Below are 12,196 nucleotides of genomic sequence, written 5' to 3' on the forward strand. Positions count from 1 at the left end.
GCACGGGCCGGTGTCGCTCCTCGACGCGCCGCCCCCCGCCTACGGCAGCGTCGGCGCCGCCGCCACCAACGCCCGCGTCACCGGGTGCTGCGGCGCGTCGAGGAGCGACACCGGCCCGTGCTCGACGATGCGGCCGTCGGACATCACCGCGACCGTGTCGCACAGCCGCTGCACGACCCCGATGTCGTGCGACACCAGCACGAGCGTCAGCCCGAGGTCGTCGGCGAGCGACCGGAACAGCTCGATCACCCGGGCGCGGACCACCACGTCGAGAGCGCTCATCGGCTCGTCGCCGAACAGGATCCGGGGCGAGTGCACCACGGCCCGGGCGATCGCGATCCGCTGCCGCTGGCCGCCGGAGAACTCGTGCGGGTACCGGTCGACCGTGTCGGCGGGCAGGTCGACGCGCTCCAGCACGGCACGCACGAGCTCGTCGTGCGACCCCGGGACCTGCAGGGCCCGCAGCGGCTCGGCGACGATCGCGCCGACGCGCATCCGCGGGTCGAGGGACGCGTACGGGTCCTGGAAGACCACCCCGGTCTCGCGACGGAACCAGCGCAACGCACGCGCGGACCGGGACGCGACCACCGGACGGCCGGAGGCGGCGACGGTGCCGGCGGAAGGGGCCTCCAGGCCGGCGAGCAGGCGGACCAGCGTGGACTTGCCGGATCCCGATTCGCCGACGATGCCGAGCCGTGCGCCGGGGGCGACCGTCAGGTCGACGCCGTCGACGGCGGTGCGGACCGGACCGGGCTCGAACGGGCCGCGGCGGGGGAGTCGGTAGGTGCGGTGGAGACCGGTGGCCTCGAGGACGGGGAGGGTCACGGGGCGGTCCTCCTGGCGGTGGCACGTGCGGCGTCGACGAGCGCAGCGGTGGCGGGGTGCTGCGGTGCGGCGAGCAGGTCCGCGACGCGCCCCTGCTCGACCACCCGGCCGGCGTCGAGCACCACGGCGGTGTCGGCGATGCGCGCGAGCACGGCGAGGTCGTGGGTGACGAACACCATGCCCGCCGGCAGGTGCTCGAACAGGTCGAGGATGCGGGCCTCGGTCGTGACGTCGAGCGCCGTGGTCGGCTCGTCGGCCACCAGGTACGACGGCTCACCCGCCATCGCCATCGCGATGCAGATCCGCTGCCGCTGCCCGCCGGACAGCTGGTGCGGGTACTGCCGCAGCAGCGACTCCGGGTCGGGCAGGCCCACGGACGCCGCCAGGTCGACGGCCGCCGAGCGCGCCGCGCGTCGGTCGAGTCCGCGGTGCAGCCGGAGCGGCTCCGCGATCTGCGCGCCGACCCGCCGCAGCGGGTCGAGCGCGGTGCCCGGCTCCTGGAACACCATCGCGATGCCCGACCCGCGGTGGCGCGCGCGCTCGCGGTCGGGCAGGCCGACGAGTTCGGTGCCGTCCAGGCGGACGCTGCCGGTCACGACGGCGCCGGTGGGCGCAAGGCCCATCAGGGCGAGCGAGGTCATCGACTTGCCGGATCCGCTTGCGCCGATCACGCCGACGCGCTGGCCGGGAGGCACGGTGAAGCTGACGTCGTCGAGGATCGTCCGTCCCGTGATGCGGACCGACAGCCCGCGGACCTCGAGCCCGGACGCTGCGGTGGCGTGGGTGGTGCCGGCTGCGTCGGTGGGGCCGGATCCGTCGCGTGCGTCGGCGGTCATGCGGTCACCCCCGGCGTGGTCGTCGCCGGGTCGGCGCTCCGGTCGCTCGCGGTGCCGTCGGTCGTCGCCGGGTCGGCGCTCCGGTCGCTCGTCGTCAGCCGCGGGTCCGAGGCGTCACGCACCGCGTCGCCGAGCAACGACAGTGCCGCGACGACGAGGGCGATGGCGGCGCCCGGCCAGGTCGCACTCCACGGGTGGACACCGATGTAGGTCTGCAGGTCGGACAGCAGGCTGCCCCACGACGCGGTGTCCGATCCGGCGCCGTAGCCCAGGTAGGACAGCCCGGCCTCGGCGAGCACGGCCGTGGCCATCGCGAGTGACAGCTGCACGGTGAACAGCGGCGCCGCGTTCGGCACCAGGTGACGGAAGAGCACCCCGGCACCGCCGACGCCGGACGCCCGGGCCGCGGTCACGTAGTCGCTCCGGGCGATCCGCCGGATCTCGCCGCGGGCCACGCGGGCGATCGTCACGCCGAAGGAGAGCCCGACGCTGACGATCACCACGCCGAGCGATCCGCCGAACACCGCGGTCAGGAGCATCGCGGTGAGCAGGGTCGGGAACGCCACCAGGATGTCGAGCAGGACCGCGGTGCCCTCGCGCACCCAGCGGGCGGTGAGCGAACCGATCGCGGTGAGGACGATGCCGACGACGCTCGCGATCACCCCGGAGCCGACGGCGACGAGCACGGTGGTGCGGGTGCCGGCGAGCAGGTAGCTCGCGATGTCGCGGCCGGCGGCGTCGGTGCCGAACCAGTGCGCGGCGCTCGGCCCCTCCCACTGGTGGAACGGGTCGGCGCGGAACGGGTTCTGCGGTGTCCAGACGAGCGACACGGCGGCGAGCACGAGCAGCAGGCCGAGCACGACGACGGCGAAGACCCCGGTCGGTCGGGACACCAGACGGCGGATCATCCCTGCACCTCGCGCTGTCGGGGGTCGAGGGTGCGGTGCACGACGTCGACGGCGAACCCGACGAGCAGCACGAGTCCGGTGAGCACGAGCAGTTCCGACTGCACCTTCGTGATGTCGCGGCGGCCGACGTCGGTCACGAGCATCCGGCCCACCCCGGGCAGGGAGAACAGCTGCTCGACGACGACGGCACCGACGAGCAGCCCGGCGATCTGGACCCCGAGCACGGCGAGCACCGTGAGGGCGACGCTCGGCAGGCCGTGGCGGAGCAGCGCCTGCGTGCGGGTGAGCCCGACGGCGGCGGCGGTGCGCAGGTGGTCGGCATCGAGGACGGAGAGCGTGGCGGACCGGGTGAACCGGAGGATCACGGCGCCCTCGACGGCACCGATCGTCAGCGCGGGCAGCACGAGCGACGCGAACGCCCGCCCGGGTTCGGACCAGCCGTCGAGCGGGAAGCCCTGCGTCGGCAGCCAGTGCAGCGTCACCGCGAACAGGGCGATCAGGAGCATGCCTGCCCACACGACGGGCACGGCGGCGACCGCCTGCGCCGCGAACCCGATCACCGCACCACCCGGGCGGCGACGGAGCACCGCGGCGACCACCCCGAGCGGGACGCCGATCACCAGCGCGGTCGCCAGGGACATCGCGGCGAGCGGCAGGGTGATCGCGAGCTTCTGCGCGATCTCCGGTGCGACGGCACCGTTCGTCACCAGCGAGCGGCCGAGGTCACCGCGGAACACCCCGCCGATCCAGTCGAGGTACTGCACCACGACGGGCCGGTCGAGTCCGAGCTGCTGCCGGAGCTGCTCCACCTGCGCGGGGGTCGACTGCGTGCCGGCGACGACCTGGGCGACGTCACCGGGCAGCACGCGGAGCGTGGCGAAGATGATGACGCTCGCCACGAGCAGGCCGACGACGAGCAGGAGCACCCGCCCGATGAGGAACCGGGTCACGACACCGATGCTACGGGGACGGACACCCCGCCGCGGCCGCTCCGGGTCACTTGACCGCGAGCTTCGCCAGGTCGAGGCGCGAGTTGCCGCCGTCGACCGGGAAGCCCGTCACGCCGGAGCGCACCGCGGTGATCTCGGTCGCCGTGTAGAGCCACTCGCCGGCCGCGTCCTCGCTGACGATGCGTGCAGCCTTGCGGAGTGCCTCGGTCTTCGTGGCCTCGTCGGTCGCCGCGATCGACTGGGCGTAGAGGGCCTGCACCTTCGGGTTGTCGTAGCCGAAGTAGTAGTCCGGGTTCGCCCAGTTGCCGAAGTCACGGGCCTCGACGTGGTCGACCATCGACAGGTCGAAGTCCCGCTCGCCGGACTTCGGTGCCTGGAACACGGAGGACAGCCAGGTGGCGAAGTCGACGCGCTTGACCGTCAGGGTGATCCCGACGTCGGCGAGCTGCGACTTCAGCACGTCGCCGATCGTGGTCGGGTAGATGTTCGCGTAGGTGAGCGTCAGCTTCAGGTCCTGCTGGCCGGCGGCGGCCAGGAGCTTCTTGGCGTTCGCGGGGTCGTACGCGTCGATGTCGGTCAGGTCCTCGTAGCCGGGGTCGAGCTCCGGGATCGGGCCGCCCTGCTCCACGCCGGTGCCGCCGATCGCCTTGATGAGCGCCTTCGCGTCGATCGCCTGCCGGATCGCCCGGCGCACGCGCTCGTCGGTGAAGGGCTCCTTGCGGTCGTTGAACGCGAGCGTGTACTTGTCGGTCGTCTTGCCGCTGTGCAGCGCGATGTCGGCGTTGCCCTGCAGCTGGCTCTGCAGCGTGCCGTCGACCGGGTTCAGGACGTCGAGGTCACCGTTCGCCATCGCGTTGACGGCGGTCGACGGGTCCGTGATGTACCGGAAGACGATCTTCGCGACCTTCGCCTTCGTGCCCCAGTAGTCCTCGTTGCGGTCGAAGGTGAGCGAGTCGCCCTGCTTCCAGCTCGCGACCTCGAACGGACCGGTGCCGTTGGCGCTGTCGGACAGGTCGTTGTCGGCCGCCTTCTCGAGTACCAGGCCCGAGCGGCCGGTCAGGTTCCAGAGCAGGTCGGAGTCCGGCTTCGCCAGCTGCAGCACGACGGAGTCGTCCGACGGCGAGGTGATCGACGTGACGCCCGCGAGCTTGGCCGAGTCGACGTACGAGTCGTTCGACTTGACCTGCTCGAGCGACCAGACGACGTCGGCTGCGGTGACCGGCTTGCCGTCCTGGAACGTCGTGCCGTTCCGCAGCGTGAACGTGTAGGTCAGGCCGTCCTTCGAGACCTCGTGCGATGAGGCCAGCACGTCACGGATCTCGCCGTCGGCGGTCCGGCCGACGAGCCCCTGGTACACGTTGTCGATGAGCACCTGGTCGAGCGCCGCCCCGGACTGGGTGCGGATGTCGAGACTCGTCGGCTCGAGCACCAGCCCGACGCGCACCGTGGCGTCCTTGCCGCCGGTGGTGTCGGACGAGCCGGAGCAGCCGGTCAGCGCCAGGGCGGAGACGACGGCGACGGCGGTGGCGGCGAGGGCAGCGCGCCCGATGCGCGAGGTGCGCGCGGTGCGACGGGGCAGGAGCGGACTCATGGGGTGGTGGGTTCCTTCCGGGCACGAGGGCTGGGATCGGGCCTCGCGCTCGCACGAGGGTACCGGCGGCTGGTGCCGTCCGGCGACGGTTCTTCGATCGGGTGCAACAATCCGTGCCGCTCCGCCCATGCCCGGATCGCCGAAGCCAGTTCGAGGGGTGCCTGGTTCTGCACCGCGTGCCGCGAGGTGACCGTCACGATCTCGGCGTCCGGCAGGCGTTCGGCGAACCCGGCGTGCAGCTTCGGGGAGACGTACCCGCGGTCACCCCGGACGAGCAGGATCGGCACGCGCAGTGCCTCGAGGTCCGGCCACGCATCGGCGAAGCGTCCCACCGACGACGTCCGCCCGGCGGGCAGGTGCGGGAAGTGGTGACGGCGAACGAGTCGCCCGTCCGCACCGAGGGCCGTCGTGTGCCGAGCCTCGCGCAGCAGCACCTGCCGGTCGTCGCCGACCCGCGCCTCGATCGCCCGGTCGATGACCTGCTCGAGCGACTCGAACGGCTCCTCGGCCTCGAGCGCGCGGGCGATCCGGTCCACCGCACGCTGCGCGAAGTCCGGCGACATGTCGACGAGCACGAGTCCGGTGACCCGCTCCGGCGCGGTGGCCGCGAGTCGAGCCGACAGGATGGCACCGAGCGAGTGCCCGACGACGATCCCGGGCGGCACCGCGAGCGCGTCGAGCGCGGCGAGCACGCTCGGCGCCGTCGCGGCCGCCGCGTAGTCGGCGTCCTCCCGCCACGACGACCGGCCGTGGCCGGGCAGGTCGAGGGCGACCGCCGGCTCGCCCACGGCGAGTGCCGTGGTGTCGAAGCTGTGGGCGTCGATGCCGAGCCCGTGCAGGTAGGTGATCCGGGCCTCCTGGCCGTCGTCCCCCCACCGGATCGCGGAGGTCTCCTGCCCGTCCGCGGTGCGGACCACCTGCCTGGAGGCGCGGAGCGGCGTGGTCACGCCGCTCGCGCTGGCGAGGGCGGGCAGGTCGGCGAATTCGTCGTCGGGGGCTTCGGACACGGGGACGATCCTCGCACCGTTCCGGGGGCCTGGAGACGTTAGGTAAGGCATGCCATACTCGATTCCGTGGCAACCCGGTATCGCGTCTTCTCCGTCCGTGTGGCCGCCGTCACGTCGCTCACCCCGAACTTCGTCCGGGTGACATTGACGGGCGACGCGCTCGCCGACTTCTCCTCGGTCGGTCTCGACCAGCGGATCAAGATCGTGCTGCCCCTGCCCGGCATCGGCTTCTCCGAACTGCCGGAGGACGAGGACTGGTACGCCGCCTGGCGCGCGCTGCCGGACGACGCCCGCAACCCGCTCCGCACGTACACGGTCCGCTCGTTCCGGCCGGACGCCCGCGAGCTCGACATCGACTTCGTCGCCCACGGCGACACCGGTCCGGCATCGCGCTGGGTGTCGGCCTGCCGCGTCGGTGACGAGCTGCGCATCGTCGGGCCGCAGGTCCCCGAGTCGCCGGAGGACCTGCCGACCGGGGCCGCCGAGTTCGCTCCCGGGCACGCGAACCGGATCCTGCTCGCCGGGGACGAGACCGCTGCACCGGCCATCTGCGCCATCCTCGAAGCCCTCGACGTCTCGACCGTCGGCCACGTCTTCATCGAGGTACCCACCGACGCCGACCGGCTGCCGGTCACCGCGCCGGCCGGGGTCGAGGTCCGCTGGATCGCCCGCAACGGTGCCACCCACGGGGTCCGGATGATCGACCAGGTGCACGCCTGGGCCTCCACCGTCGCGCCGCCGTCCGCCGCCGCGTGCGAGCCGGCCGCCGAGCTCACCGACGTCGACGTCGACGAGCAGGTGCTGTGGGACGTCCCCGCGCCCGTCGACGAGCGCCCCGTCTACGCGTGGATCGCGGGCGAGGCCGGCTGCGTCAAGGAACTCCGCCGTCACCTGGTGCGCGGCGTCGGCATCGACCGCAAGCAGGTCGCGTTCATGGGCTACTGGCGGCACGGCAAGGCCGAGCACTGATGCCGACCTCGGGCACCGCGCTCGGTCCGGTCCCGACCACCGCGCTGGGGGCCCGTGGGCTGACCCTGGCGTACGACGACCGGGTCGTGGTGGACACGCTCGACGTCGACATCCCGGACGGCGAACTGACGGTCATCGTCGGGCCCAACGCCTGCGGCAAGTCGACGCTGCTGAAGTCCTTCGCCCGCACCCTGAAGCCGCGTGCCGGCACGGTCTTCCTCGACGGGGCGCCGATCGACTCGTACCGCCCGAAGGCCGTCGCCCGGCGCGTCGGGATGCTCCCGCAGACCCCGATCGCCCCCGACGGCATCACCGTGCGTGACCTGGTGTCCCGGGGCCGGTTCCCGCACCAGGACCTGCTGCACCTGTCGTCCGGGTCCGACCGGCAGGCCGTGCAGGCCGCACTCGAGCAGACGTCGACGGCGGAACTGGCGGACCGGAGCGTCGACGAGCTCTCCGGCGGGCAGCGGCAGCGGGTGTGGATCGCGATGGTGCTCGCGCAGCAGACCGACATCGTGCTGCTCGACGAGCCGACGACGTTCCTCGACATCGCCCACCAGTACGACGTGCTCGAACTGGCCTCCACACTGCACGCCGCCGGTCGCACGGTCGTCGCGGTGCTGCACGACCTGAACCAGGCCGCCCGGTACGCCACCCACGTCATCGCGATGCGCGACGGGGCGATCGTCTCGGCGGGGAAGCCGTCGTCGGTGCTCACCGCGGACCTCGTCGAGGACGTCTTCGGCCTGCCGTGCGTCGTCGTCCCCGATCCCGAGACCGGCACTCCGCTCGTGGTGCCCCGGCGGCGCGCGGCCTGACGCGCGGAGGCTGGTCACGACTCGTCGTGCGCCGGGCCGGGCCGAGGTCGCACGATCTGCCGCTTGCTCGGCTTCGGGACGACGGTTCGCGCGACCACGACGATGCGCACGCGGCGTGTCGCGCGACTTCGGTCACGTGCCGCCGCCGAGCGGCCACGACTCGTCGTCGGCCGGGCGTCGAGTGGTCACGAAGCGTCGGCTGACGGCGCCGCAGGCGACGGTCTGCGACCACGCGCCGCGGGGTAGGCGGGGTGTTGTGACCGGCCGGCGCGTGCAGTGGGCGGGGGGCGCGGTGTCCTGGAGGCGCGGGGCGGCGCCGGCACGCGCCTCCAGGCCGTCGACCGGTCGCGTCCCGTCGCCTGGCCGCCCGCCGCCGAGTGGTCACGACTCGTCGTCGGAGGGGCGCCGAGTGGTCACGAACCGTCGGTTGGCGGCGCCGCAGGCGACGGTCTGCGACCGCTCTCCCCGCGCCCCGCGGGGTGTTGCGACCGGCGGGCGGGCGCGGTGGACGTGGGGCGCAGCGGCCTGGAGGCCCGGGGCGGCGCCGCCACGCGCCTCCGGGCCGTCGACCGGTCGCGTCCCGTCGCCTGGCCGCCCGCCTCCGAGTGGTCACGACTCGTCGTCGGCCGGGCGCCGAGCGGCCACGAACTGTCGGCTGGCGGCGCCGCAGACGACAGTCTGCGACCGCTCGCCGCGCACCCGGCGGGGTGTTGTGACCGACCGAGCCCCGCCGGCACGCCCGCCGAGCTCGCACGATCTGCCGCCCGACCGGCGTCGGGACGACAGTTCGCGCGACCACGGCGATGCGTACGCGGCGTATCGTGCGACCGCAGCACACCCGAGCCGCCCCGCCCCGCACCCGCCGCCCCAGTCAGCAGTAGCCGCCGTCCTCCAGGCCGGCCTCGACCTCGAACCGGTTCCGCAGGGGATCCCGCCCGGCGACGGCGTAGAGCAGCGGCATGAGCATCCCGTACCGGCGCCATTGCTCGACGTGCACCCGCTCGTGCCGGAGCACCCGAGGGCCGTCGTTGTCGCGCGTCAGGTACACCGAACCGACGCAGGTGCCGCCGCGCCGGAACACCCAGCGCGGCAGCCCCGTGCAGACGACGAGCCCGTCCTCCACCCGGATCCGCCCGGTCGACAGGGGGACGCCCACGGCGAGCCCGACGGCGGTCGCGAAGACCCACCCCGCACGGGACACGGGGGAGTCGAGCAGCGGGTTGCGCACGCTCAGGCCGGGCGGCCGTACGTCTCGAGCAAGCGGAGCCAGATCTCGTTCATCGTCGGGTAGGCCGGCACCGCGTGCCACAGTCGGTCGATCGGCACCTCGCCCACGACGGCGACGGTCGCGCCGTGCAGCATCTCGGCGACGTCCTGGCCGACGAACGTGACGCCCACGACGACCCCGCGGTCCTCGTCGACGACCATCTTCGCGCGGCCCGTGTAACCGTCGGCCTGCAGCGAGGACCCGGCGATCGCACCGAGGTCGTACTCGACCGCGCGGACGTTCAGCCCCTGCTCGCGGGCCTTCGCCTCGGTCAGGCCGACGCTCGCGACCTCGGGGTCGGTGAAGGTGACCTGCGGCGAGGCGGCGTGGTCGGCGGTGGCGACGTGGGCACCCCACGGCTCGGTGTGCAGCGGCGTGCCCTGGTACCGCGCCGCGATCGCCTCGCCGGCGGCGCGCGCCTGGTACTTGCCCTGGTGGGTGAGCAGGACGCGGTGGTTGACGTCACCCACGGCGTACAGCCAGTCGGTGCCGTGCACGAGCATGGTGTCGTCGACGTCGAGCCAGTCGCCCGCGGTCAGGCCGACGGTCTCGAGCCCGAGGTCACGCGTGTGGGCGGCGCGGCCGGTGGCGGCGAGCACCTCGCTCGTGATGACGGTGGTGCCGTCGTCGAGCTCCGTGGTGACGAGACCGTGCTCGTCGCGGTCGACCCGGACCGGGTTGACGCCGGTGCGGACGTCGACACCGAGTTCGCGCAGGGAGTCGGCGACGAGTTCTCCGGCGAACGGCTCCATGCCGCCGAGCAGACCGTGCCGGGCGACGAGGGTGACCTTCGCGCCGAGGGAGGCCCACGCGGTCGCGAGCTCGGAGCCGGAGACACCGCCGCCGATGACGAGCAGGCTCTCGGGGACCTGCTGGGCGCTGGTGCCCTCGCGGGTGCCCCACGGCTTCGCCTCGGCGAGACCGGGCACCGGGGGCAGCGTGTGCAGGGAACCGGTGACGACCGCGACGGCGGCGCGCGCCGTGTGCGTCTCGCCGTCGACGTCGATGGTCTTCGGGCCGGTGATGCGGGCGTGCCCGCGGATCAGGTCGATGCCGGCGGACTCGAGCCACGAGACCTGGCTGTCGTCCTTCCAGTCCGAGGTGAACGAGTTGCGGCGGGCGAGCACGTGGGCGGCGTCGAGCGTGCCGGTCACGGCCTGCTTCGCACCGTCGAGCCGCTTGGCGGCGGCGAGGGCGTGTCCGCTGCGCAGGAGCGCCTTCGAGGGCATGCACGCCCAGTAGGAGCACTCGCCGCCGACGAGCTCGGCCTCCACGATCGCGACCGACAGGTCGCGCTTCCTGGCGTAGTCCGCCACGTTCTCGCCGACAGCGCCGGCTCCGATCACGATGAGGTCGTAGTCCGTCATGCTGCCGAGCGTACGCGGACCGGCAGGGGGTCCGCCGGTCGCGTCGTGCCCGTGGTCAGCCCACCCGGGAGGCGCTGGTCACCGCTCCGACGACGCGCAGGATCACGCCGAGGTCGTCCACCGCCCGGTCCGGGTCGACGGGGGCGAATCCGGTGAGCGCGGCGCCGACGAGGCGCCGGCCGCGGGTCGCGGCCTGGATGCGCTCGACGAGCGCTGCGCCGTCGAGGCCGAACGGGACGGGTTCGAGCAGCCCGTCGACCTCGGACGGGTCGAGGACGTCGAGGTCGACGTGCACGAACACCGACGAGGCACCGGTCCGCTCGACCGCTGCGGCGAGGGCGTCCGGGGTGGCGGCGTCGACGTCGAGGTGCACGATCCCGGCCTTGTCGAGAGCGGCACGCTCGGCGTCCTCGACCCCGCGGACCCCGGCGACGACGACCGACGAAGCGGGGACGACCGGCAGGCCGGGGAACAGGTCGTCGGGGCGGTCGACCAGCAGGCGCAGGGCGGCGGTCTCGGCGGCGACGGGCTGGGCCCGGTTGAGCGCGCGGTACCCGCTGGACCCGGAGATCCGGACGAACGCGGTGTCCGGTGCGAGGGCGGCGGTCGCGCCGAGGACACTGGCGCCGTCACCGCCGACGACGAGCACCGGTTCGGTGGCGACGGCTGTTTCCTCGGCGACGCGTTCGGCGACGGCGAGCACCGAGGTGTAGCGGGCGACGGCGGTCTCGAGGCGGTCACCCGCTCCGGCCGGGACGTCGACCACGGTGGTGGACGCCCGGGGGAGGTCGGCCGCGATCGCCGACGCACCGTCCCCGAGGCGCATCGCGCGCGACGACGCCGAACCCTGCCACTGACCGACCACGAGGAAGTGCATCGTCTCAGTCTGTCAGCTGGGGTCCGGCGTCGTCAGGGCGTTCGTCAGATGCTCGAGGATCCGCCGGACTTCAGCGCGGCGAGCCGTGCCTCGACCTCGGCGTCCTTGCCGACGTCCTCGAGGCTCTCGAACTGTGCGTCGAGGCTCGACGACTGCAGCTCCTGCTGGCCGAGCACCTTCGCCTCTTCGCGGCGGACCTTCTCCTCGAAGCGGCCGAGGTCGCTCGTCGGGTCGAGTACGTCGATGTTGCCGAGGGCGTCGTTGACGCGGGACTGCGCCTCGGCGGTCTTCGAGCGGGCGACGAGGTTGTCCCGCTTCGCGCGGAGCTGCTCGAGCTTCTGCTCCATGCCGGCGAGACCGGTCTTGAGCTTCTCGACGGCCTCGTTCTGCGACGCCAGGTTCGGCTCCGCGTCCTTGACCTCCTGCTCGGCGGCGATCTGCTTGCCGATCGCGATCTTGGCGAGGTTGTCGAACTTGTCCGCCTCGGCCGACTTGCCCTCGGAGCGGTACTTGTCGGCGGCGGCGGAGGCGTTGGCGGCCTTCTGGCCCCACTCGACCGCGGCCTTCTTGTCCTCTTCGTGGTCCTGCTCCAGCAGGCGCACGTTGCCGATGGTCTGCGCGATCGCGGTCTTCGCGTCGGCGATGTTGTTCGTGTAGTCGCGGACGAGCTGGTCCAGCATCTTCTGCGGGTCCTCGGCGTCGTCGATGATCTGGTTGATGTTCGCGCGCACGAGGGTGGAGATGCGTCCGAAGATGGTCTGCTTGGCCATTGCTGTTCCCT

At 73.2% G+C, this 12,196-nt stretch carries 12 protein-coding genes; 2 read left to right on the forward strand and 10 right to left on the reverse strand.

What is annotated here, in order from left to right:
- Positions 1-39: 39 nt before the first annotated feature.
- The 6 genes from DEI98_RS16500 to DEI98_RS16525 are packed head-to-tail and all read right to left on the reverse strand — an operon-like array spanning position 40 to position 6,117.
- Positions 40-825 (reverse strand): ABC transporter ATP-binding protein, encoded by a 786-nt coding sequence (locus tag DEI98_RS16500; protein ID WP_111101357.1) that lies wholly within the window; start codon positions 823-825, stop codon positions 40-42.
- Positions 822-1,661, reverse strand: coding sequence for an ABC transporter ATP-binding protein (locus tag DEI98_RS16505; protein ID WP_181438072.1), 840 nt, complete (start codon positions 1,659-1,661; stop codon positions 822-824). Before DEI98_RS16505 ends, DEI98_RS16500 begins: the two co-directional genes overlap by 4 nt.
- Positions 1,658-2,569, reverse strand: a complete 912-nt coding sequence (locus DEI98_RS16510; RefSeq protein WP_110864033.1) for an ABC transporter permease — start codon at positions 2,567-2,569, stop codon at positions 1,658-1,660. The genes DEI98_RS16505 and DEI98_RS16510 overlap by 4 nt, the downstream gene beginning before the upstream one ends.
- Positions 2,566-3,519, reverse strand: coding sequence for an ABC transporter permease (locus DEI98_RS16515; protein ID WP_111101358.1), 954 nt, complete (start codon positions 3,517-3,519; stop codon positions 2,566-2,568). The genes DEI98_RS16510 and DEI98_RS16515 overlap by 4 nt, the downstream gene beginning before the upstream one ends.
- Before the next feature lie 46 nt (positions 3,520-3,565).
- Positions 3,566-5,110 carry an ABC transporter substrate-binding protein gene (locus DEI98_RS16520; RefSeq protein WP_111101359.1) on the reverse strand — a complete coding sequence of 515 codons (1,545 nt, stop codon included), beginning with the start codon at positions 5,108-5,110 and terminating at the stop codon, positions 3,566-3,568.
- Positions 5,107-6,117, reverse strand: coding sequence for an alpha/beta fold hydrolase (locus DEI98_RS16525; protein ID WP_181438073.1), 1,011 nt, complete (start codon positions 6,115-6,117; stop codon positions 5,107-5,109). Before DEI98_RS16525 ends, DEI98_RS16520 begins: the two co-directional genes overlap by 4 nt.
- 66 nt (positions 6,118-6,183) lie before the next feature.
- Between DEI98_RS16525 and DEI98_RS16530 the strand changes: the two genes are divergently transcribed.
- Positions 6,184-7,086, forward strand: a complete 903-nt coding sequence (locus DEI98_RS16530; RefSeq protein ID WP_258370912.1) for a siderophore-interacting protein — start codon at positions 6,184-6,186, stop codon at positions 7,084-7,086.
- Positions 7,086-7,904 carry an ABC transporter ATP-binding protein gene (locus DEI98_RS16535; RefSeq protein WP_111101362.1) on the forward strand — a complete coding sequence of 273 codons (819 nt, stop codon included), beginning with the start codon at positions 7,086-7,088 and terminating at the stop codon, positions 7,902-7,904. The genes DEI98_RS16530 and DEI98_RS16535 overlap by 1 nt, the downstream gene beginning before the upstream one ends.
- Positions 7,905-8,775: 871 nt before the next feature.
- Here DEI98_RS16535 and DEI98_RS16540 read toward each other — a convergent pair.
- The 4 genes from DEI98_RS16540 to DEI98_RS16555 are packed head-to-tail and all read right to left on the reverse strand — an operon-like array spanning position 8,776 to position 12,185.
- Positions 8,776-9,132, reverse strand: a complete 357-nt coding sequence (locus tag DEI98_RS16540; protein ID WP_181438074.1) for a Fe-S oxidoreductase — start codon at positions 9,130-9,132, stop codon at positions 8,776-8,778.
- Between the two features lie 2 nt (positions 9,133-9,134).
- Complete coding sequence (locus DEI98_RS16545; protein ID WP_027465800.1) at positions 9,135-10,538, reverse strand: NAD(P)/FAD-dependent oxidoreductase; 1,404 nt, start codon at positions 10,536-10,538, stop codon at positions 9,135-9,137.
- Positions 10,539-10,593: 55 nt separating this feature from the next.
- Entirely contained in the window at positions 10,594-11,415 is an 822-nt protein-coding gene (locus DEI98_RS16550) for an arginase family protein (RefSeq protein WP_110864040.1), read from the reverse strand.
- A 44-nt stretch (positions 11,416-11,459) separates the two neighbouring features.
- Positions 11,460-12,185, reverse strand: coding sequence for a PspA/IM30 family protein (locus tag DEI98_RS16555; protein WP_110859024.1), 726 nt, complete (start codon positions 12,183-12,185; stop codon positions 11,460-11,462).
- Between the last annotated feature and the right edge of the window lie 11 nt (positions 12,186-12,196).

Origin of the sequence: Curtobacterium sp. MCLR17_034 (assembly GCF_003234485.1) — a bacterium.
Taxonomy (GTDB): Bacteria; Actinomycetota; Actinomycetes; order Actinomycetales; family Microbacteriaceae; genus Curtobacterium; species Curtobacterium flaccumfaciens.